A 23,592-nucleotide genomic window follows, 5' to 3' on the forward strand; every position below is an offset into this window, starting at 1 on the left:
TAAATCAACGCAATCAAATACGTGTCTAAACAAATCGACATATTAATTTATCAATGTAAAAAGGGCAATAGAAAAGCTCAAATGCATATTTATGACAAATATTGTAATGCCATGTTTACTGTTGCATGCAGATATTTGCCAGATGAAGAAGCTAAAGAAGCTATGCAAGAAGGGTTTCTAAAAGCATTTTTAAATATTCAAACATTTGAAAAAGACAAAACTTTTGGAGCTTGGTTAAAGCGAATCGTTATCAATCAATGTATCGATCAATTGAAAAAGAGAAAATTAGAAACAAGTCCTATTGAGGAGGTTCAATTAGAAATTGTTGATGATGAAGATTGGTTATTTGACTCACAAATTACAAAACAAGAAATTTTACAAGCTATAGACCAGTTAAGAGAAAAATATCAATTGGTAGTGAAATTATATCTGTTGGAAGGTTACGATCATTCTGAAATCTCTCAAATTTTAGGAATCGAAGTGAAAACTTCTCGAACACAATTGAGAAGAGGTAAATTACAGTTAAGAGAATTATTAAAAAAATATTTCAATGAAGCGAGACATTAGAGAGCTTTTTAAAGAAGATGAATTCGAAAAAGAGTTACCAGAAAATCATAGAATTGAGTTTTTAGAAAAACTTAAAATAACTTCCAAAAAGAAAAAATTTCCTTTTAAAAAAATGATGGGTTTGGTTGCTTCAGTTCTTGTTTTAGTTTCTGTATATCTGTTTTTGCCAGATGATAAAATTGAAGAAAAAGATCAGCGATTATTATTACATGTTCAGCAAATAGAAACAGAATATTTAAAGAATATTAATACAGAATGGAATAATTTTTTAGAGCTAACAGACGATGAAAAACTGATAAAAAAGTATGACGATAAACTGAAGAAATTATCAGAAAGTTATAAAGTCATATTATCTAGATTTAATAAAAATCCTAATGATATAAACACTTTAGAAGGTTTGATTTCTAATCTTCAAAAAAGATTACAAGCTTTAAAAGATATACAAGCGCACATAAAAAATTTAAAAGAAAAAAAAGCAACTCATGAAACGATTATTATTTAGCCTATACTTTTTAAGCAATTTTGTTTTTGCACAAACAGAGATATTATATAGTAAAAGTTTTCAAATGAAGAATATTGATAGTCTAAAACTATCTTTAAAAAATGTTCCTTTAGACATTAAACCATCAGAAGACAATCAAATTCATTTTGACTTTAAGCTAGAGTTTGAAAATTTTTCTGATAAAGAAAGAATTTCTTTTTTGGAGTCCATAAAGTTTAATGAAGAAATTATAGATGAGGTTATAAATTTTGATGTAAAAAGTGAAATTGAATTAAATAGAACACATGCTTTTTATGAAAGAGTAACTGATGATGAGCTTTCTAAGCTCGTAAACGGAGTAATTAAAAATTACATGGTTTTTTCCTTGAAAAGGAAGAGTAAGAAAGAAATTTTAAAGAAATACAGAAAAGGAAAAGGAGAGGATTATGAAAAATTTATAAGATTAAAAGAAAAAGTAATAGTAAATAATGATAAAAAGCTAATTAAAACTTTTTTCACAATACGTATTCCTAAACAATTAAACACAACTATAGATTTAAAAGCAAAACAATGTAATTTAGATTTTAATGAATTAGAATTTAAAAACTTAAATGTATTTGTAGATGGAGGATATCTCAAAATCAGAAAAATTAACAAATCAAAATTGACCTGTTGGAATGGTAGTGTCTTTTTAGGTGAAGTAGATAGTAGTATTATTACAGCAAGAAGTACAACCAATATTTTAATTGGAGGAATTGCTAATTCCAATATCATTGGAGAACATACAAAAGTAGAAATTGGAGAAGTTGGAGAATATAATGATATTAAAGATTTTGGAAGTAGGTTTTATCTTTATGATTTTACTGATAGTTTTAAAAAGATGAATTTTAAAGGAGAGTATTCTAAAATTTATTTTTACGAACCAGATAATGATTACAAATTGCGTGCTTATGGGAATACTTCGGTTTTTAAATATGGAGAAATAGAGGCTAAGGTAGAACCAAACAAAGAGCAAAAGAAAACACATATGTTCGGAGTTAAAAGGAAATATAAAAAGCCGTACGCAGGAGAACTTTATTTTGATATAGAAAACACAGAATTTAATCTAAAGGAATTTGAAAAAAAATCTAAATAAAAAGGGAGAATTCGATTATAAAAAAGAAAATTAAAGCAAGTAGAACAGTTGTTACTGTTCTCTTGCTTTTTTATGTTTATAAAATTGATAGATTCCGCCCTAGATAAAATCTAGGTTAGAAAAGTTTTTATTTAGAACTTTAGCGTTATCAATCGACAGCCATTTGTCTAAAATTGTAGCATAAACTTCTCTAAAATCTACAGTGTATTTTAAATCTCCATTATCGTCCAAATCATCTAAATTCGGAAGATTATTATACATTCCATTTTTCTTTAGGTTTTTTCCAATCACAAAAACATTATTTGCAGTTCCATGGTCAGTTCCGTTAGAACCATTTTGTTTTACACGTCTACCAAATTCAGAAAATGTAAGAATTAATGTATCGTCAAATGTGTTATTGCGCTTTAAATCTTTTACAAAAGCATCTATACTTTCTGCATACACTTTTAATAATCGCGCTTGTCTATTTTTCTGATTTGCATGTGTATCAAATCCAGTTAAACCAGCATAATAAATTTGTGTATCTATTCCAGAAGAAATAAACTCAGCAATTGTTTTTAGCTGTTTTCCGAATGCATTTTTAGGATAATCTACTGAAGACGATTGTGTTTTTGTTTTTTCATAAATATACGAAGCCGAAGATTTAGCATCAATCATGGTGTTGTATAAGTAGCCTAAATTGTGTTCACTTAAATGTTTGTCGTTCGTATAATTATTGAAAACATTGTCAAAAAAAGGCTGATTTAATAAACGGTGAAATAACTTCGGATTTGTAATTGCCAAGCCGTTTTGGTGATTTCCTTTCAACAGTAAAGAAAGACTTTCGTCTACTTCAATAGCACGATATGGTTTTGAGTTTGTGACATCTAAAAAACGACCAACCCAACCCGATTGTAAATATTCATTGCTATCACTAGCGGTTTGCCAAATATCTGTTGATCTAAAATGTGATCGATTCGGATTTGGGTACCCTACATTATTAATAATCGATATATGTCCATCATCAAATAAACTTTGCAAAGGAGCTAAACTCGGATGAAATCCTATTTCCCCATTTAATTGTAATAATTGATTTTTCTGAAGTGCTATATTCCCTCTGTTTTGATAGTAAAGATCATTTCTAAACGGAACAACAGTGTTTAATCCGTCATTTCCACCTTTCAATTGAATAATCACTACTTTTTTGTATGAATTCACTTGGGAAAGTGTCGTTTCAAAAGCTTTTAAAAACTGAGGAACTAAAAAAGCTCCACCTGTAGCTAGCGATGTTCTTTTAATAAAATTTCTTCTTTTCATGATCTTACTATTTTAACATAATTGAAACTCTGGAAGTGATAATAACTGAATGCAAAACTCCTTTTTAGGTAGTTTGTAATATTGTTTCAGTAATTCTTTGGTTCCGATACTTATTGGGGCTGTAATTAATACATCAACAAGTTCTACGTTAGAAATATTACTGTATTTTTTTTCAAAGTTCTCCCAATCGGTAGTTGTTTTTATAAAAGTTTTACGCTTTCGTTTTCTCTTTTTAAAATCAGTAATTACAGCTTTAAAATCATCTTTATCAGAATATGTGATTTCCGCGTTATTTAATAATACAGAAGCCAAACGAAGTCGTGTAACAATAGTGTTACTATCTATCCAATTTTGTCCGCCTTTCCAGCCGGCAACATTTGGCGGTGACAATAAAATCTGGCCTAATAATTTCTGAATAAGTAGTTCTTGTTTTTCTTTTTGAAATGTAAACGGAACAATGTGATGAGTACCTACAATTAATTCTATTGGAGATTTAATCTTTGTTCCAATATTTGTTTCGTCGTAAAACCAATCTGACGAAAGAATGTGTTTCATCAAGTTTTCAATATTGTAGTCTGTAAAGAAAATAGTTGTTAGTTCTTCTATTTTATCATTATCTATTTTATCATTTACAAAATAACTGTAGATTTTCTTGCAGATAAAACGTGCACATTGTTTTTTGCTTAAAACAATATCGATAATGTCGTCACCAAAAAAGTTTCCTGTTTCACCTAAAAAAGTTTTTTCGTTATAATCATGTTTTCGCTTTCTTAGTTTAAAGTTGCCTTTAAAATCATGATTATATCCTGTGAAAGCTCTAGCAGCTTCTTTAATATCGGTTTCTGTATAATTTCCTTGACCTAATGTGAAAAGTTCTAGCAACTCTCTGGCAAAGTTCTCATTTGGACTATCTTTTTTATTCTGTTTGTTGTTTAAATATTTCAACATGGCCGCTTCTTTAGAAATCGCTTTTACAAAAGCTCTAAAATCGCCGAGTGCATATTTTCTAAGCGTATTGTTGTATTGTAAAACATGTAAAATATTTTTGTCTTCACAAACAAAATGATTTGCCCAAAACAAGGTCATTTTTTCTCTTAATATTTCTGAAGGCTTATTTAAACGATCGATCCAAATACCATTAAGCTCTTTTACTTTTTTTCTACTGATTTTCATTAGTTCTTTTCTTCTTTTTTTGTTTTTAATATCTTCTGAAGAAAGACGATCAGCAAAACTGGTGTCGATGTATAATGGAGTAATTTTTTTTGAAGCTTGAAAAATATCATGAATCACTTCAGCTTTTTCTTTAGTTTGAAGTGCTTTAATTTCTTGAGGTTGTAAACCAAAACCAATTCTATGGTAAAGATGGAGTATATGATTTGTTTTCATAATATTAAGACAGTATTTAGTAGAGAAGGTTTAATATAAAAATAAAAAAACCTCGCTAAATCAGCGAGGTTTTCAATATTATTTAAAGTAAAATTACTTCTTATTTACTTCTTTAATGTACTTTTCTAAAGCCATTGTCATAGAAGGAGTTTCTGGAGTTGGAGCAGAAATATCTACTCTTAAGCCGCGTGCTTCTACTGCTTTAATTGTTGAGTTTCCAAATACTGCGATTCTGGTATTGTTTTGTTTAAAATCTGGGAAGTTTTCAAATAAACTTTCAATACCTGAAGGACTGAAGAAAACTAGTACATCATAAAATACATCTTCTAAGTCAGATAAGTCACTAACAACAGTTCTGTATAAATCAGCTCTTTGCCAATTTACACCCAACTTATTTAATTCATCAGGAATTAATGACTTCAATTTGTCAGAAGAAGGTAATAAGAATTTCTCGTCTTTATGTTTTTTAATTAATTTACATAATTCAGGAAAAGTTCTTGTTCCTACATATATTTTACGCTTACGATACACTACATATTTTTGTAAGTAGTAAGCCACAGCTTCAGATTGACAGAAATATTTCATACTGTCTGGTACGGTAAAGCGCATTTCTTCAGCAATTCTAAAGAAATTATCCACTGCATTTCTACTTGTTAAAATAATAGCTGTAAAGTTACTTAGGTCAATTTTCTGAGCCCTAACCTCTTTTACAGGTATTCCTTCTACATGAATAAATGAACGGAAATCAACTTTTACTTTTTGTTTTTCAGCTAAATCAAAATAAGGCGATGTCTCAGTTTTTGGTGCTGGTTGAGACACTAAAATCGTTTTCACTTTCATAAAACTCTCTTTATATAGTTGTTGTTTTATAAATGATTAGCAAAGGAGCTAATTCGAGGGTGCAAAAGTACAAAATAAAATAGAAGAAGTGATTAAAAATCAGCTTTTTGTTATTTTTTGTAATCAAGAATACTCTAAAAGCCAATAGTAAAAGGATATAAATAATTAAAAAAGTATCGTTAAAGTAAGAATATTGATATAATACTAATATCGGATACAACCATAAACTAATGGCATATAAGTAACCTGTTTTAGAGAATAAAAAATATCTTGTAATTTCTTCAATCTTAAGTGTGATAACGATCAATTTCACAAGAATATATTTTAGCATAATAAATAGAGTTGTAAAAGCTAAAGTATACAAGTATGAAAAATTATAACTAACCATAAAATTACTGATTAGTAAATGTAGTGTGAGAGAAAAAACAAGTAGACTGAATAGAAAAATTAAAACATGAAAAACAGTAAAGATAGATGGGTTTTTATCTGAACGACTTTCGATAAAACCTTGAGAAAAAAAGGCAATCGAATACCCTAATAATAACTGAGGTTTATATAATTTCATTAATGCAATCATTACTAAACCAGCCAAGAATGTTAGTGTAATCCAGTCTGTAGAAATGAAATTTCTTTCTATTAATTCCATAAAGATGTAAGAAGTTCAATTAACACAAAATTAGTAATAAATTAGTTTATCTTTGCCCAAGTTTTTAACGAAATAAAGTTTAATGTCTGACACACTAGTCATAATCCCTACTTACAATGAGAAAGAAAATATCGAGAGAATTATTAGAGCGACTTTCGATCAAGAAAAAGCTTTTGATATTCTAGTTGTAGATGATAATTCTCCAGACGGTACTGCTACCATAGTTGAGAATTTAAGAGCTGAATTTCCAAATCAATTGTTTTTAGAAAAACGTAAAGGAAAAAACGGATTAGGAACAGCTTATATTCATGGATTTAAATGGGGATTGGCGAAAGATTACCAATATTTGATTGAAATGGACGCTGATTTCTCTCACAATCCAAAAGATTTAATTCGATTATATAATTCTTGTTTATCAGATGGTGGTGATGTAGCTGTTGGGTCACGTTATTCTATAGGAGTTAATGTAGTAAATTGGCCAATGTATAGAGTGTTACTTTCATATTTTGCATCTAAATATGTGAGGTTTATTACAGGAATTCCTGTTCATGATACCACTGCTGGTTTTGTTTGCTGGTCTAGAAAAGTATTAGAAACAATAAAACTTGATAAAATTAAATTTGTAGGATATGCTTTTCAGATAGAAATGAAGTACAAGGCATGGAAACATAAATTTAAAATCAACGAAGTGTCTGTAATTTTTACAGATAGAACTTTAGGAGAATCTAAAATGAGTGGAGGAATAGTTTCTGAAGCTTTACTTGGAGTGATAAAAATGAGATTAAAAGGCTTACCAAAATAAAATGAAAAAATCATACTTAATCCAAAACGCAAAAATTGTAAACGAAAACCAAGTGTTTACAGGTGATGTTTTAGTAAAAGACGAATTTATTGCTAAGATTGCTGAAAGTATAACGCCATCGGGTGATGAAATTATAATTGATGCTAAAGGAAAATACTTAATTCCAGGTATGATAGATGATCAAGTTCATTTTCGTGAGCCAGGATTAACTCATAAAGCAAATATAGCCACAGAAAGTAAAGCAGCAGTTGCAGGAGGTATTACTTCTTTTATAGAAATGCCAAATACATCTCCACAAGCTACAACGCAAGAACTATTAGAAGATAAATTTGAAATAGCGAGTAAAACTTCATACGCAAATTATTCGTTTATGTTTGGAGGAACTAACGATAATCTAGAAGAGTTGCTAAAAACAAACCCTAGAAATGTAGCTGGGATCAAATTATTCTTGGGTTCTTCTACAGGAAATATGTTAGTAGATAATGAAGAGGTTTTAGAAAAAATATTTTCTTCAACAGATCTAGTTATTTCTGTTCACTGTGAAGATGAAGGTACAATTAGAAAAAACACAGCTGAGTTCAAGGAAAAATATGGAGACGATATTCCTGTAAAGTTTCATCCAATTATTAGAAGTGAAGAAGCATGTTACTTATCATCATCTAAAGCTATTGAACTAGCAAAGAAAACTGGTGCAAGATTACATGTTTTTCATTTATCAACAGCTAAAGAAACAGAGCTTTTTAGAAATGATATTCCTTTAAAAGATAAGAAAATTACAGCTGAAGTTTGTATTCACCATTTATGGTTTACAGATGCTGACTATGATAGAAAAGGAACACACATTAAGTGGAATCCTGCGGTAAAAACACAACAAGATAAAGACGGACTTTGGAAAGCTTTATTAGACGATAGAATAGATGTAATTGCTACAGACCACGCACCTCATACTTTAGAGGAAAAAGCGAATGTGTATACTAAAGCTCCAAGTGGTGGACCATTAGTTCAACATGCAGTAGTTGCTCTTTTTGAAAAAGTAAAAGAAGGAGTAATTTCAATAGAAAAAGTTGTAGAAAAAATGTGTCATAATCCTGCTATTCTTTTTCAAGTTGAAAAAAGAGGTTATATTAAAGAAGGTTATTACGCAGATATTGTATTAGTAGATCCAAACGATCCTTGGGAAGTTTCTAGAGATAATGTATTGTATAAATGTGGTTGGTCTCCATTCGAAGGCGTTACCTTATCATCTAAAATTACACATACCTTTATTAATGGTAACTTAATGTACGATAACGGAGTATTTAATGAAGAAATTAAAGGAAAACGCTTATTGTTTGAAAGATAAATGAAAAACATAATCCTATTTATTTTATGTATTAGTTTGTGTTTAGCTTGTACAGGAAACACAATATATAAAGAACCTAAAAACTTAATTCCTAGAGATTCTATGGTTGCTTTATTAACGGATATGCACATAGCAGCCGCAGCTAAACCAGTGAAGAATTTAGATCAAAAAAGAGATTTAAATTACATGCAATTGGTGTATGACAAATATAAAATAGATAGCCTTCGTTTTGAACAAAGTAATATTTACTATACATCTAAGATTGATGAGTATGATAAACTACTAAAAGACATAAGAAGAAATATAGAAGTAATAGCTAGTACACATCAACTCGAAAAAAATAAAAGAGATTCTATCAAGAAAAGTAAGGCCAAACGTTTAGATTCTATTAATGCGAAGAAAATAAAAGCTAAAAAAGATAGTTTAATTGTTCCTTCAGAAGAGGAAGATGAGTAGTTAAATGTTTTAATTTTAAGAGTATAAAAAGGCGTTTTTTATATAGTGCTTTTACTGATTAAATGAAGTGTTTTTAAGTTATTTTAAATAGTCATTACAAACATCTTCAATAACTTTTTCAATAGGTTCAAAACCGAAATCTAAAGTATCTATAATCTTCTGTGAACTGTAGTATTCTTTGTTGTGAGCAGAACGAGCAGAATTTTTAGTTAAAAAAGGCTGTTTTCCTGTGATTAAAGTTAGAAACCAGTCTATTCTCCATGCTACAGAAGTTACCAACTTACTAATTTTAATTTTAGGTTCCTTTACGTTTAAATTCTTGGCAATACTTTGAAATATTTCTTTAAAAGATTTATTTTCAGAAATTAAAATAAAGCGCTCGTTTATTGTGTTAGAGTTTGCTAACATAATTAAAGACTTTACCACATCTTTAACTCCTACAAAACCAGTAATTCCTTCTGTATAAAATTTTAATCCTTTTTGTATTTGACTAAACATTTTACCAGATCCTTCATGAAAAAAACCACTTCCTAAAATAACACCAGGGTTTACAATAACAACATCCATGTTTTCTTGGCTTCCTCTCCAAACTTCCATCTCAGCACCGTATTTGCTAATCGCATATCCGTGTTTATCTTTTGTATCTACCCATTCATTTTCTTCATTAACAATTTCGTTATTAATGGCATCACCAACAGCAGCAATAGAGCTTACAAAACAGAATTTTTTTACAGTATTTTCTATTGAGAAATTCACCAAATTAGCTGTTCCTTCTATATTCACTTTTCTCATTTTCTGGTAATCTTTAGGATCGAATGAAACTAAAGCAGCACAATGGTAAACATAAGTATAAGACTTTGAGAATACTTTTTCTAGTGAAGGAATATCAATAATATCCGCCTGAATCCAGTGAATTTTATCAAATAGTTCGTTATAGTTTTCAGTGTAGTAAGAAAAAACTTTTTTAGTAGCAGTGATTTTTTCTTTTGATCTATAAATAGCAGTAATATCGTCATTTTCTTTAGTTAGAAAATATAATAAGTGCGATCCGACTAAACCTGTTCCTCCAGTAACTAAAATCATATTTCAAAAATATGGATAAAAAAAAAGGTTGCCTAAAAGCAACCTTTAAATTTTAAAATGATTTTATTGTTACGATTGAACAGGAATATTATTAATTTGAATCTTTACGTCAAACTCTATTTGTCCATTTGCTCCATTTCCTTCTACAATTCTTGTAATTTTAATAAGTCCTTTGTTATCATATGAATCTTGAAACTCAATCACATCACCAACGTTTAATCCAGTAACAGATTGTGTTGTTGGTTTAGCAACACTGTTTAATTCAGATTCTAAAGTAATAGCATCAAAATCCGCAGCTGTTAAAACAGTAGACTTAGCAAAGAAACACTCTTTTTTATCAGCATCAGCAATTTCAGTTAAATCGAAAACATCTGTTGGATAATTTTTTACTGAAGCAAAAGAAGCTTTTCTGCTTGTACCATAAAAATAACCGAAATCCCAAGAACTTCCAGTAGTTGAAGCCTCATTAATTTTATGAATTGTATTGTTATAAAATGTCATAAAAGTAGATGATGTTTCATCACCTAAAGGAGCAGCTAATAATCTTGCAGAATAAGTTGTAACTGCTACAGGTGGATCAACTGGATCTCCTCCGCCAACAACTTCATCTTCGCTGCCACAGCTAGTTAAGAAAAATAAACTTGAAATTAGGGCAAATAATAATGGGAATTTAATTGTATTCTTCATCTTTATAAATTTTATTTTAAGTGTCAAATTTAGTCTTTAGACCATAAAAAACACTAAAAGTCACATGAAATAGATATTAAAATTTTGTAAAAAAATGAAAATTAAAATTAAACTGCTGGTTTATGAATATTCTTAGAAATTAAAATTTTGTAAATGGTATATTTGTCAACACAAAGTAATTTACACCAATGACTGAAAATTTAGTAAAAGAATTAGAGTGGCGTGGTATGATTCACGATATGATGCCAGGAACGGAAGAGCAACTTCAAAAGGAAATGACTAGTGCTTATATTGGTTTCGATCCTACTTCAGATTCATTACATATCGGAAGTTTAGTACCAATAATACTGTTAGTGCATTTAGAAAAAGCAGGTCATAAACCTATCGCTTTAGTTGGTGGAGCTACAGGAATGATTGGAGATCCTTCTGGAAAATCTGATGAAAGAAATTTATTAAATGAAGAAACTTTAGCAAAGAATGTAAACGGAATTAAAGCTACACTTGCAAGATTTTTAGATTTTGATAGTACAAAAGAAAACGCGCCTGTTTTAGTGAATAATTATGATTGGATGAAGGATTTTTCTTTCATCGAATTTGCTAGAGATGTAGGTAAGAGAATTACTGTAAACTACATGATGGCTAAAGACTCTGTGAAAAAAAGAATTTCAGGAGAAACAGGAAGCGGAATGTCGTTTACCGAATTTACGTATCAATTAATTCAGGGATATGATTTCTATCATTTACATAAAGCACATAAATGTGCATTACAAATGGGAGGTTCAGATCAATGGGGAAATATTACTACAGGAACAGAACTAGTAAGAAGAATGAACCCAGGAGAAGATGTAAAAGCGTTTGCAATGACTTGTCCGTTAATCACAAAAGCAGACGGTTCTAAATTTGGTAAAACCGAAGGAGGAAATGTTTGGTTAGATGCCAGTAAAACTTCAGTATATAAATTCTATCAATTTTGGTTAAATACCACAGATGTAGATGCTGAAAAGTATATTAAAATATTTACATTCTTAGATAAAGTAACTATAGATAGCTTAATAGAAGAACATAAAGAAGCTCCGCATCAAAGAGCTTTACAAAAGAAATTAGCAGAAGAAGTTACTACATTTGTGCACTCTAAAGAAGAGTTAGATAAAGCAATTGCGGCTTCTAATATTCTTTTTGGAAAATCTACAGATGAAGATTTAAAAGGTTTAGATGAACAAACGTTTTTAGATATTTTTGAAGGTGTACCTCAGGCAATTATAGAGAAAGCTGAAATTGAAGCTGGTTTAGATATGATTGGTGCATTAGCAGCAAAAACACAATTCCTAAAATCGAATGGAGATGCTAGAAGAGCTTTAAAAGAAAACTCGATAGCGGTAAATAAAGTAAAGGTTAAAGAAGATTATAAAATTACTTCTAATGATTTGATTGCTGATAAATATGTAATTCTTCAAAGAGGAAGAAGAAATTATTTTTTATTGAAAGCAGAATAATTAAGAAGCTATCTTAATATCAAAACTTAAAGGGCATCGCTTACAGTTGATGCCTTTTTTCTTATACTTATTACAGCATTTACTTTTAGGCTTCAAACAATTAGCAGCACAGTCAGTATTACAAGCACTAACCTTTGGTAATGTTTTAACTATTTCTTTTTTAGGTGAATAAAAAACAATCATACTTTCTGTAAATTCGATGCAAATATAATTATTTATTTAGAATAAATTAAAATAAAAATTTATTTGTAACGAAACCATTTTGTTATCATACAAATACACAAAAAGATATTTATGCTAAAAAGAATTATTATTATCACTGTATCCCTAATTGGAGTACTTATTTTATTTGGAGGAGGTAGTTTATATTATTTTTTACAACAACAAAAAAAGTTAAGTGAGGGAGAACTATATTTTGGAGAAGAAAAATCCATAACAATTCCGTTTTATTATTCAACATCCGGACACATACTTATTGATGTAAAGTTTGATAATAGTAAAAAAGCATATCCTTTTATTTTAGATAGTGGAGCTTCAAATTTTATTTTTAAACATCACTCCAATGAATTTGAGTTAGAATCTAATGGAAAAATGATAGGTAGAGGAGCAACAGGCAACTTTTTCTTAGCGAGCGTTAAAAAAGTAGACGCAATTGAAATTGGTCAAATGCGTATTGAAAACCTGAACTTTAAAGAACTTGGTTTTAATTTTAATTGTACTGATGAAATTTATGGATTAATTGGTAATGGAACCATGAAAAACGTAGATTGGCAAATAGATTTTGAAAATCAGCAAATAACAATAACACAATCTTTAAATGATTTAAAATTCAATGAAAACAAAATAGAAATACCATTACATGTGAATAAATCTAGTTTTCATATCAGAACATCAATTCAGTTCTCAAAAGAAAAGAAATCGAAGTCAGTACTTGTAGATTTAGGAAACAACGGTGTGCTTTCTTTAGTAGAGAAATCCGTGTTAAAGGATTCTTTAAAATTACAAACCAGAAAATATCTTGGGAAAAGTTCAGAAGGTTTAGGAGGAGAATCTAAATCTAGTGATACAGAAAAACTAGTACTTTTAGATTCTTTATATTTCAAAAAAACTCCGTTTAATATTCAAAAAGTTCCTGCTTTAATGTCTCCAACTTCAGCTAATTTATTAGGATTAGGTTTTTTCAAAAAGTACAAGACAACACTAAGCTGGAAATCAAAGAAAATGATTTTAGAACCTTATGATAGTATTCCGAATTTTATATGGAAATCTAATGGTTTAGGAACAAAATTCGATGAAGAAAGTAACAAGCTCATAGTAAAAAGTATTCTAGAAAATTCTTCAGCAGATGAAATGAAAATTCCTTTAAATGCAGAGGTTTTATCATACAACAATGAATCAATGGATTCAGAAAAAGCACTTTGTGAATATAGAAATAGAAAAAACACATCAGATTCCTTAAAAGTCAAGATAAAGCATAATAATTCTGTTAAAGAAATAACGATAGTAAAAGAACCTGTTTTTCATTAGAAATAGTGAAATTTAATTGTTGTTGTTTTAAAACTGATTTACCTTTGCAAATCGATAAACAAGCTTTTTTTGAAGTTAAAATTAACAACATATTTCTTTGTACTATTGTATTTAATTGCAATGTTGCGACCAATAGCTCCTTTTGTAGAGTACGCAATTAATTACGATTACATCGCTAAAGTTTTATGTATTAACAAAGACAAACCAGAACTTAGTTGTAAAGGTAAATGTCAATTAATGAAAAAGCTTAAGCAACAACAAGAAGATGATTTCAATTCTTTACGAATAGCTATGGAAGAATATCCAATAGGTTTTGTTTCTGTATTAGAAGTAAAGAAAAGAGATGATTACCAGCAAAAACAAAAAGCTAACTTCGGTTATCATAAAAACTATAAGTTTTTATTTCATCCTTCAGTTTTTCATCCACCCACTGCATAATTTATTTATTTAAGGAGTTCGATAACGGACTTACACTCTTTTAAGATTGATAGTACTATCAATCAACAAACTCGTATTCAATATATAAAAAAATTAATATGAATTATTATTCTTTCCGATATCGTGAGAGTTTACTATTCATGCAGATTTCTGAACAGATTCAATTTTAAAATTCAGAAATCAAAAATTACAATCGATGAAAAACAAATTAATGATTGTTGCTATTTCGTTAATAGCAATGGTAAATACATACGCACAAGAAAAAGAAAATTTATGGAAAGCAGGAAGACCTGATGGTCATGCGCCAATCTCTGTTATGGGAGATCATTATCACGGAAAAGGTGATGTAATGTTCTCTTACAGATATATGAGGATGAATATGGAAGGTTTATTAGACGGAACTTCAGATATTTCTAATACAGCAGCTCACAATCGTGGTTATATGGTAACGCCACTTAATATGCCAATGGATATGCATATGATTGGAGTAATGTACGGTGTAACGGATAAAATCACAGTGATGGCTATGGCAATGTACATGCAAAATGAAATGGATTTACAAATGCGTATGCCAACAGGAATGACGAATCAATTTGCTACAGCTTCTTCTGGTTTTGGAGATATTAAAATCGGAGCTTTATATAAATTTATCAATAAAGATCGTCAATCATTACATGCAAACGTTAGTTTATCAATTCCTACAGGAACTTTAGAAGCAAAAGATGTAACGCCAATGTCTGCTCCAAACGAAATTCAATTGCCTTATCCAATGCAAATCGGTAGTGGAACTTTTGATGCAGAATTAGGCTTAACATATTTAGGTCAAACTAATAACTTTTCTTGGGGAACACAGTTAAAAGGATTGTATCGTTTTGGAAGAAATGATTTCGATTATTCTTTAGGAAATCGTTATAATTTAAACTCTTGGTTTGCATATAAAACTACAGATTGGTTAAGTTTTTCTGCCAGAGGAGAAGTAGTTGCAGAAGAACGAATTAATGGAGCAAATCCAAATTTAAATCCGATGATGGTCACCACTGCCGATACATTTAACTCAGGAGGAAAATATATTAATGGAGGACTTGGGTTTAACATTTATATTCCTGAAGGAAGGTTTAAAAATGTACGATTCGGATTCGAATATGCACAACCATTATTTCAAGAACCTAATGGAATTCAATTAGAGAGAAGAGAGACATTAACTTTTGGCTTACAATATTCGTTGTAGTGTAACTTCTAATGAAAAGTTTATATCTAGTATTAACAGGTTTAATTTTTATTGCCTGTAATACAGCTCAAAAAGAAGTGAAGGATAAAAATATCACTATCGAGAATCATAATGATATGATGAAAGAGATATTTGGTACACCAAAACAAACTATAAAATCAATAGGTATTTTAGTTTATGATGGAGTAAATTCTATGGATTTTATTGGTCCACGATATGTGTTTGGAAGTAGTGGGGTTAAGGCATTATTAGTAGGATTAAAGTCTGGAACTGTGAAATCAGCTAATGGATTAGAGTTTTCAGTGAATACAATTATTGATTCTGTCCAAAAGCTAGATATTCTAGTAATTCCAGGGGGAACTATTGCTACAGTAAAAGCAGCTAGCAATAAAAAGTTATTAAACTGGATTAGAAAAATTGATGAAAACTCTGTTTACACAGCTTCAGTATGTACTGGTGGTTGGATTTTAGGAGCAACTGGATTACTAAAAGACAAAAAAGCTTCAACAAACTGGTATAGAGAAGAAGAAATATTAACCAGATTTGGAGCAATTCCTGCAAATGAACGATATACAAAAGATGGTAAATATTGGACTTCTGCTGGTGTAACTGCCGGAATGGATATGTCTCTCGCAATTGTAGCAGATAATTGGGGCGAAAATTATACCCAAGGTATCATGTTAGATATGGAGTACGATGCTAAACCTCCAATAGAAGGAGGAAGTCCAGAGAAAACAAATACAAAAGTTCGTCAAATGATCGAATTAATGTATGATACAATGCTAGCATCATCTATAGACAGTTTACAAATAATTCATAAAAAATAGTATTTAACACAAAGTAAAAATGAAAAATCTGATCATTATAGGACTATTAATGTTAGTCCTAAATATTTCAGCACAAGATTTATATAAAGGAAAAGTAGTAGATGTAAATCAAAATCCAATTTTTGGAGCTTCAGTAATCTCAGTAAAAAACACAAAAAGAGGTGTAGCTACAGATTTTGAAGGTGGATTTATGATTAAGCTTAACGATAATCAAGTGAAAATCTCGATGGTTGGTTTTACTACTAAAACTGTAAAATTATCATCAGAATTTAATACGATTATTTTACAAGAAAATCTTCAAAATTTAGATGAGGTTATCGTATCAGCAAGTAGAGAAATTCAGCAAAGAAAAGAAGTTCCTGCTGCTATTGGAGTATTAACAAGTAAGCAAATTGAAGAAACAAAAGCTTTCGGAATTGAACAATTAGTAAATCAAGTTCCTGGAGTTTTTATGAGTTCTTCAAAAGCTGCGAGTAACGAACAACATTTTATGGCAGTTCGTTCTCCTATTTCAACAAGATCTTTATTCTTATATGTTGAAGACGGATTACCAATTCGTCCTGTAGCTGTGTTTAATCACAACGCATTATTGGAAATGAATAATACTACTTTCGAAAAAGTAGAAGTTTTAAAAGGTCCGGCTTCTAGTATTTACGGAAGTGAAGCTATTGGTGGAAGTTTTAACTTTATTACAAAATCACCTAGAAAAGATTTTGGAGGCTCTGTAAGTATCCAAGGAAATGATCTTGGAATTACAAGATATGAGGCAGAAGCTTCTACAACTGCAAATGAGAAATACGGATTTTATGTTGGTGGACATTATATTCAAAGAAATAATGGTCCTGTTGGACATTCAGATTATGAGAAATTTGCCATCACATTTAAGAACGAAAATAATTTCTCTGAAACTTTACGTTGGATAAATTCGGTAAGTTTTATTGATTACAGATCAGATATGACTGGTTCTATTTCTGAACAAAACTTTTTAGCTGGGAATTACGAAAGTGATCAAACTTTTACAGAACGTGAAGCACAAGCATTACGTTTTCGATCTACTTTAGAGAAAGTTTGGAACGATCGTAACAAAACTTCTGTAAACTTTATTTACAGAAACAACATCATGAATCAACTTCCATCGTATCGAGTTCGCCAAGATAGAAACATGGGACAATTAACAGGAACAGGTTCGGGTGAAATTAATTCAAATCAATTTAGAAGTTATGTTGGTTTAATTCAACATAAATTAGATTTTAATTTTAAAGATGCTTCTTTAGTGGTAGGAGCGACAGCCGATTTTTCTCCGCAAGATTATGTTGCAGAAACTGTAGATGTAGTTGTAGATACACAAACAGGAAAGAACATTGATTTTACAATCAATTCTGGAGATTACATTTTAAATTATAATGCGGATATTTTTAATTATGCAGGATATGCACAGTTTGAAATTTCACCAATTGAAGCTTTAAAAGTTACAGCAGCTGTTCGTTTTGATGAGTTTAGTTACGATTATAATAATTTAATTGAAAGTCAGGCAGGAGTTGTAGATACTAAAGTAAATTATAGCAGTGTTGCACCAAAATTTGGGTTAAACTATAATGTGAATAAAAACTTAGGTTTCTATAGCAATTACTCAAAAGGATTTACACCACCACAAACATCAACATTATTCAGAAATAGTAGAAATAGTAGTACAGGTGCTACAATTTTCGATTTAAAACCAGCGAAGTTCGATAACTACGAAGTTGGAGGATATTTTACAATTCCATCGAAATTAAAAGTAGATGTAGCGGTATACAGATTAGATGGAACAGATCGATTAATTTCTCTTAGAGATGTGTCGGGAGATTTTGTTCAGTTAAATGCTGGAAAAACTAGATCACAGGGTGTAGAACTTGGGCTTAAATATCAAATTTTAGAAAACCTTTCGGTTAACTATAGCGGAAGTTATGCTACGCATAAATATATTTCGTTTTTCGATAACGGTGTAGATTATTCAAATACAGATATGCAAACAGCGCCAAATTACTTGTCGATGTCTAATATTACGTATAAGCCGCTAAATAATTTAACATTAACATTAGAGCACGAGCAAGTTGGAAGTTACAATACAAGTTTCGAAAATCAAGTAGTTGTTGGAACTGATACTGCAGGAAATGATATTTTAGGAACATCAACTTACGATGGACATCACGTGTTCAACTTCAGAGGAAGTTTTAAGTTTTATGATTTTGAATTCTGGGGACAAGCACTAAATATTTTTGATGAATTATATGCTGTACGAGCTAGTTATAATATCTGGAGAAGAGAAAATAGCTATAGTATCGGTAATCCTAGAGCTTTTCATTTTGGAGTGAAGTATAACTTTTAAAAATGAAAAACAGAAAATTAAATCAATGGTTATGGAAATGGCACTTCATTGCAGGTATCATTTCCTTGCCGTTTGTAATTGTTTTATCAATTACTGGTGGAATCTACCTGTTTAAATCAGATGTAGAAAACGAAGTTATTCAAGGAATACAAAAATTAATTCCTGAAGAAAAAAGTGAACGACTGAGTTATGATAAACAATGGGAGATCGCTCAGAAAAACTCTAAAAGAAAATTAAATTCAGTAGTTCTCGATGATGGTGACTTAAGTACCGAATTTATTGCCGGAAGATTTGGAGGAAAACAATCTGTATATGTTAATCCGTATTCTGGAAAAGTTTCGGGTACTTTTAAAGCTAAAGATACTTGGATGTATTCTGTAAGAAAGTTACATGGTGAACTTTTGGGAGGAAAAGTAGGAACAAAAGTAGTTGAGCTTATTACAAGTTGGATGGTCGTTTTGATTTTATCAGGTTTATACATTTGGTTTCCTTTTGTAAGAGGAATTAAAGGTGTTTTCACAGTGCGATTAAAAGAAGGAAAGAGAACTCTTTTTAGAGATTTACATGCAGTTACTGGTTTCTGGATTTCTATTTTATTACTGATCGTATTAGCAGGAGGTTTTCCTTGGACAGATGTTTTTGGAGGAAACTTTAAGAAAGTTCAAAAATGGACAAACACTGGTTACCCAAAAACGTGGAGTGGTCGTGGATTAACTTCTACAGTTAAAGAAAAGAGATTGTCTTTAGATGAAATGATCAGCATTGCAAATGCACAAAATTTGTCAGGTAAAATCACAGTAGGTTTACCAAAATCAGTAAAAAGTACATTCTCAGTTTCAAATAAAACTTTTCCGCTTTCTGGACAAAAAATGATTCACTTCGATCAATATTCTGGAGAACTAGTTAAGTCTCACAATTGGAGTGATGTTGGAGTATTAATGAGAGCTAGAATGTGGTTAATGGCTTTTCATCAAGGAGAGTTTGGTGGATGGAATTGGTATTTAATGTTTGCTATAGCAGTTTTATTAACCTTAACAAGTATTGCAGCAATTTTTTCTTATATATTCAGAAAACAAAAAGGGAAATTGAGTGTACCCAAATCACCAAAGAGTTTCAAGCAAAACTATGGTTTAGTCATTGCGATACTATTTTTAGGAGTAATTTTCCCTTTGTTTGGATTAAGTGTTGTTCTAATTTATCTTTCAGAGCTTTTTACAAATAGAAAAAGTTTGAATACATGATTCACAAAAAATTAATTAAATTATATGTAAGGTTTCGTAAATAAATAGACGAATCTTTAAATTATAATTTAAAACAATCAATCATGAAAAAATCGATTTTATCAATTGTTGTGTTTGCTTTAGCTTTAGTATTTTCCAATAATACTTTTGGACAGGAGTTTCTAGAGTTAGATAAAAGTCCAATGGATGCTTCAGTTTATCCAACAAGTAAAAGAGTTTTAGATAAGCTAATAAAAGTAGTATACAGTCGTCCATATTTAAAAGGTAGACCATTAGCAAAATTGGTTCCAGAAGGAAAGGTTTGGAGAACAGGTGCTAATGAAGCAGCTGAAATTATATTTTATAAAGATGTTACTTTTGGAGGTAAACCTGTAAAAGCAGGAACATATTCATTGTTTGCTATTCCTGGAGATAAAGAATGGACTATTATTTTGAATACAACATTAAATGTTTGGGGGTCTTATTTTTATAAAGAAAGTGAAGATGTAGTTAGAGTAAAAGGAAAGGTTTCTACATCAAAAAAATCATTAGAAAATTTCTCTATTGTTTTTGATGGTAAAGGAGAAAATGCCAACATGCACTTAGGATGGGGAACTACTGTTGTTTCAGTTCCTATAAAAGGATAAAATAACACAATAAGAATAACTTCAAAAAGCCTTTTAAATTTTTAAAAGGCTTTTTTTATAATTGCTATTTAAATATGATAATTTTATTTAGGCTTCTAAAACCTCAATAAAATCTTGATCCTGCCAATACAGTTCAAAGTCAGAGTCTGTTTGAAATTGCTTGGCTTGTTTTCCTAAATTTAACGACTGTTTAATCATATCTAACATGTCTTCTTTCTTTTCATTTTTAGCATAATAACACGATAAATTAAAAGCTAAAACTTCATTACTTACATCTTTAGCTTTAAAATCTTTTGGTAATAATTTTTCAAACACTAAAGATTCTACTTCTTTATCTTTAGCCATTATAGCTAATACAATAGCGTTCGATGCTACATCATCTGTCTTATGAGACATTCCAACAACAGGAAGTAAGTTTTCTGTAAAGTTTAAGAATACGTTTTTAGCAGAATTAAAATCTCCACGCATTAAAGAGTTAATTAACAATTTGGTTGTGAAATTAGACATGTCAAACGAGTAATCGTTTAACAGTTCTTCTGAAATTACTTTTTTACTTTCAGAGATAAAAATAGAATTATCACCATTTGCTAAAGATTGCTGAAAAGCTTCTTTTAATTTATTATTCTGATTTTTTGCTGCTGCCTTTTTTAACTCAGCTTCTTTCTTTTCAGCCAATTCTCTAGCGATATCTTCTTTAGACTTTCCTTGTAGCTTATATTTAAATTCTAGTGCAAAACTTTCATAAGCATCTTTGTCAATATACTTCTTTTCAGTAGTAGAAACTTTGTAGTCCAAAATCTTAATAAGCATTTGAGTTACTTCTTCATTATCTTCAGAAATATCCTCTAAATAAGTAGTTAATTTTTCACGATTTAATGAAAAAAGTACTTTGTTTAAATTGTTTAATGTTCTGTAACTTTTTGCAAAAAATGTATAGTCGAAAACCTTATGTAAAAGATCAAAAGAAAGTTCTTGAATGTTGAAGTTCTCAAATGAACGCTCTAAATCATAATCGTTAAATAAATATGAAGGTAAATCACCATTTAACACATCTTTCAACATTATTTCAAAATCAGAAGCGCTTTCACTTTTTAAAGCCTTATGAGTTCTTGAAGCAATATTTTTAATCTTCACAATTACTTCTCTAGTATCATTAGAAATATCTTCTTCTAAAACGTCATCAATAATATCTAATATGATTGATTCATCAACATTTTCAAATATGAAATTGGTAAAATCACTTACGATCTCAGCTTCATAAGTATTATCTTCTTTCATCCTGCTGAAAGCAGGAGCATACAATTCACATATTCCATCACCGTATTCTGGATGTTTTATTCCGTTTCCTACAGAAAGTATTAGTTTTGCTAAAGATTCAATTTCAAACTGAGGCAAGAAATTATCAATTAATTGGTCGTGAACAGTAGAGCCAAAGTAACGATGACCAGCATCGTAATATTTCATACAATTTATAAAAGCGTTTACAACATGATTTTGTCCTGCTACAGATTTACGTTTTATAAATTCACGAATTACAATAGTAGTTACTTCATAACTATCAGCCATTCCGGTATCAGCAAAACTAACAGAAATCAACTTTTTTAAAGTTTCTTCGCTCAATTTTTCAGCATAAGAAGTTACAATAGTATCAAGTACAGGTATTTTCAAAGTGCTGTCATAAGCATCATGTTTGTTTACCTTAAAAACAAACTCCATATCACCAATGGAATTCAATACTTCTTCGATTGTAATAAGATTACTATCCTTATTTTCTAAAACAGCGATAATTTCTTCAGGAGAAAATTTCTTTTTTGTAGCCTCATTTTTATCTCTTTCAATCCATTCTTCTTTTGTAAGATGAGAGGATTTTACTGTTTTCAGATTTTCAAAATTATATAAAGGTAAAAGGGCATTTTTTACATTAAAATTACTTTTATCCAATGTACATCCTTTAATGTTTAGGAACTCTAGTTTTGTTAGTTTATGTAAAGGTTCTAAATCAGTAATTTTTGAACTAGAAATATCTAAATATTCTAGGTTGATGAGTTCACTAAGAGCATCTACATTGTTAAGATCATATGAGTTTTTAACATCTAATTTTTTGAGATTTATTAGGTTTTTAACAGCATCAATTGTATTTAACTTAGCTTGAGTGATATGTATTTCTTCTAAATGACTTAGTTCTGCAATCGGGTCAAGGTTTTGAATAGGACAAAACTCTAAACGAATCTCTTTTAAGTTTTTTAATCCCGAAATTGCAGTAGGTAATGTGTTTGGTGTGTCTTCTATAAATAACTCATCTTCAAAACTTTTTTCCTCTCTACCTTTAAAACAGAATTTAAAGTTAATTTTTTCAAGAACTTTCCAGTTTTTAATTTCTTCAGGTAACGTTGTTAACATGTAAAAGTTTTTTAGTGTAACTTCTTTTACATTAGGAATAGTTGCAAATTGTATTGGTAATTCTTCAAAACCTAAACCATGAAGTTCTAAAGATTTTAGATTCGTTAAGTTTTTAATTTCGTCGGCAACATTGGTTAATGTACCTTGTTTAATTGATAACTTTTGTAGTTTGGTTAATTGCTCAATTTCTTTTGGAATAGAAAATTCAGCGTTTCCAAAAGCCAATGTGAGTTCTTCTAAATCAGGAAAGTTTTTACAAAGCGGTACTAAATCAATATGCGCTAATTGAATGCCCAAATGTTTTATTTTCATTCCTAAAAGTTCGTTGATACGAACTCCAGAAATATGTAAAACGTCTAACTCTAACTTTTTAAATCCTTCAGGAAAAGTAGACCATTCTTCAATATTAGGTAAAAAGTGAAGCGATTTTAAATTGGTGAATTTTTCTATCTCTTCTGTGTAAGCTTTTTTACATTCTTCACCTTTTAAGTAAAGATGTGTAACTTCTTTATAATTATTAAGAGCTTCTTCTATTGTAGTACATTTCATATGCTAAGTTTTTTTATTTTCTAGTGCTAATCTTCATTGCTTATATAACAATGTCAAAACTAGCAGAATTGTACAAAGAAAACCACCCTGTTTTCCGTGAAAAGAGTTTTTTAAAAAAAATCATGCTTGATAATCTTACGATTATGGTTTAATATGTTCCGCTTAAAGTCAAAA

At 29.9% G+C, this 23,592-nt stretch carries 21 protein-coding genes; 14 read left to right on the top strand and 7 right to left on the bottom strand.

The annotated features are described in order from the left end of the window. Positions 1–21 precede the first annotated feature (21 nt). The 3 genes from AQ1685_RS01195 to AQ1685_RS01205 all read left to right on the top strand — a co-directional run bounded on the left by AQ1685_RS01195 (position 22) and on the right by AQ1685_RS01205 (position 2,183). On the top strand, positions 22–567 hold the full coding sequence (locus AQ1685_RS01195; protein ID WP_317042154.1) for an RNA polymerase sigma factor: 546 nt from the start codon (positions 22–24) through the stop codon (positions 565–567). Continuing rightward, the gene (locus AQ1685_RS01200) at positions 551–1,069 is read left to right on the top strand and encodes a hypothetical protein (RefSeq protein ID WP_095068913.1); all 519 of its coding nucleotides are present in this window, start codon (positions 551–553) and stop codon (positions 1,067–1,069) included. The genes AQ1685_RS01195 and AQ1685_RS01200 overlap by 17 nt, the downstream gene beginning before the upstream one ends. Positions 1,070–1,133: 64 nt before the next feature. Further along, complete coding sequence (locus AQ1685_RS01205; protein WP_157730040.1) at positions 1,134–2,183, top strand: hypothetical protein; 1,050 nt, start codon at positions 1,134–1,136, stop codon at positions 2,181–2,183. 99 nt (positions 2,184–2,282) lie between these two features. On the opposite strand, the gene AQ1685_RS01210 is transcribed toward AQ1685_RS01205, so the two are convergent. The 4 genes from AQ1685_RS01210 to AQ1685_RS01225 all read right to left on the bottom strand — a co-directional run bounded on the left by AQ1685_RS01210 (position 2,283) and on the right by AQ1685_RS01225 (position 6,351). Then, positions 2,283–3,479, bottom strand: a complete 1,197-nt coding sequence (locus AQ1685_RS01210; RefSeq protein ID WP_095068915.1) for a DUF1501 domain-containing protein — start codon at positions 3,477–3,479, stop codon at positions 2,283–2,285. 12 nt (positions 3,480–3,491) lie between these two features. Then, entirely contained in the window at positions 3,492–4,865 is a 1,374-nt protein-coding gene (locus AQ1685_RS01215) for a DUF1800 domain-containing protein (RefSeq protein WP_095068916.1), read from the bottom strand. A gap of 93 nt (positions 4,866–4,958) precedes the next feature. After that, positions 4,959–5,705 carry a uroporphyrinogen-III synthase gene (locus AQ1685_RS01220; protein ID WP_095068917.1) on the bottom strand — a complete coding sequence of 249 codons (747 nt, stop codon included), beginning with the start codon at positions 5,703–5,705 and terminating at the stop codon, positions 4,959–4,961. 10 nt (positions 5,706–5,715) lie between these two features. Then, entirely contained in the window at positions 5,716–6,351 is a 636-nt protein-coding gene (locus tag AQ1685_RS01225; RefSeq protein WP_095068918.1) for a DUF4271 domain-containing protein, read from the bottom strand. Positions 6,352–6,433: 82 nt separating this feature from the next. Here AQ1685_RS01225 and AQ1685_RS01230 point away from each other — a divergent pair, with 82 nt between their 5' ends. The 3 genes from AQ1685_RS01230 to AQ1685_RS01240 are packed head-to-tail and all read left to right on the top strand — an operon-like array spanning position 6,434 to position 8,951. Further along, positions 6,434–7,153 carry a polyprenol monophosphomannose synthase gene (locus tag AQ1685_RS01230; RefSeq protein WP_095068919.1) on the top strand — a complete coding sequence of 240 codons (720 nt, stop codon included), beginning with the start codon at positions 6,434–6,436 and terminating at the stop codon, positions 7,151–7,153. Between the two features lies 1 nt (position 7,154). Then, a complete protein-coding gene (locus AQ1685_RS01235; protein ID WP_095068920.1) occupies positions 7,155–8,495 on the top strand; it encodes a dihydroorotase in 1,341 nt (446 codons plus the stop codon). After that, a complete protein-coding gene (locus AQ1685_RS01240; RefSeq protein WP_095068921.1) occupies positions 8,496–8,951 on the top strand; it encodes a DUF4296 domain-containing protein in 456 nt (151 codons plus the stop codon). 78 nt (positions 8,952–9,029) lie between these two features. Here AQ1685_RS01240 and AQ1685_RS01245 read toward each other — a convergent pair whose 3' ends face one another. Then, the gene (locus tag AQ1685_RS01245; RefSeq protein ID WP_095068922.1) at positions 9,030–10,034 is read right to left on the bottom strand and encodes an NAD-dependent epimerase/dehydratase family protein; all 1,005 of its coding nucleotides are present in this window, start codon (positions 10,032–10,034) and stop codon (positions 9,030–9,032) included. Positions 10,035–10,103: 69 nt separating this feature from the next. Continuing rightward, a complete protein-coding gene (locus AQ1685_RS01250; RefSeq protein WP_095068923.1) occupies positions 10,104–10,721 on the bottom strand; it encodes a hypothetical protein in 618 nt (205 codons plus the stop codon). Between the two features lie 188 nt (positions 10,722–10,909). Between AQ1685_RS01250 and tyrS the strand changes: the two genes are divergently transcribed. The 8 genes from tyrS to AQ1685_RS01290 all read left to right on the top strand — a co-directional run bounded on the left by tyrS (position 10,910) and on the right by AQ1685_RS01290 (position 20,469). Further along, the gene (tyrS, locus tag AQ1685_RS01255; RefSeq protein ID WP_095068924.1) at positions 10,910–12,214 is read left to right on the top strand and encodes a tyrosine--tRNA ligase; all 1,305 of its coding nucleotides are present in this window, start codon (positions 10,910–10,912) and stop codon (positions 12,212–12,214) included. A 294-nt stretch (positions 12,215–12,508) separates the two neighbouring features. Continuing rightward, positions 12,509–13,741 (top strand): aspartyl protease family protein, encoded by a 1,233-nt coding sequence (locus AQ1685_RS01260; RefSeq protein WP_095068925.1) that lies wholly within the window; start codon positions 12,509–12,511, stop codon positions 13,739–13,741. Between the two features lie 69 nt (positions 13,742–13,810). Further along, a complete protein-coding gene (locus AQ1685_RS01265; protein ID WP_095068926.1) occupies positions 13,811–14,179 on the top strand; it encodes a hypothetical protein in 369 nt (122 codons plus the stop codon). Positions 14,180–14,375: 196 nt separating this feature from the next. Next, the gene (locus AQ1685_RS01270) at positions 14,376–15,407 is read left to right on the top strand and encodes a transporter (RefSeq protein WP_095068927.1); all 1,032 of its coding nucleotides are present in this window, start codon (positions 14,376–14,378) and stop codon (positions 15,405–15,407) included. An 11-nt stretch (positions 15,408–15,418) separates the two neighbouring features. Beyond that, on the top strand, positions 15,419–16,234 hold the full coding sequence (locus AQ1685_RS01275; protein WP_095068928.1) for a DJ-1/PfpI family protein: 816 nt from the start codon (positions 15,419–15,421) through the stop codon (positions 16,232–16,234). Positions 16,235–16,253: 19 nt separating this feature from the next. Further along, on the top strand, positions 16,254–18,602 hold the full coding sequence (locus AQ1685_RS01280; RefSeq protein ID WP_095068929.1) for a TonB-dependent receptor: 2,349 nt from the start codon (positions 16,254–16,256) through the stop codon (positions 18,600–18,602). 2 nt (positions 18,603–18,604) lie between these two features. After that, entirely contained in the window at positions 18,605–19,843 is a 1,239-nt protein-coding gene (locus tag AQ1685_RS01285) for a PepSY-associated TM helix domain-containing protein (protein WP_095068930.1), read from the top strand. A gap of 83 nt (positions 19,844–19,926) precedes the next feature. After that, positions 19,927–20,469: a DUF2911 domain-containing protein gene (locus AQ1685_RS01290; protein ID WP_095068931.1), complete on the top strand. Its 543-nt coding sequence runs from the start codon at positions 19,927–19,929 to the stop codon at positions 20,467–20,469. A gap of 87 nt (positions 20,470–20,556) precedes the next feature. Here the strand turns inward: AQ1685_RS01290 and AQ1685_RS01295 are convergent, their stop codons facing one another. After that, positions 20,557–23,418, bottom strand: coding sequence for a leucine-rich repeat domain-containing protein (locus AQ1685_RS01295; protein ID WP_095068932.1), 2,862 nt, complete (start codon positions 23,416–23,418; stop codon positions 20,557–20,559). Between the last annotated feature and the right edge of the window lie 174 nt (positions 23,419–23,592).

This window comes from Tenacibaculum jejuense, from assembly GCF_900198195.1.
In the GTDB taxonomy this organism is placed as follows: domain Bacteria; phylum Bacteroidota; class Bacteroidia; order Flavobacteriales; family Flavobacteriaceae; genus Polaribacter; species Polaribacter jejuensis.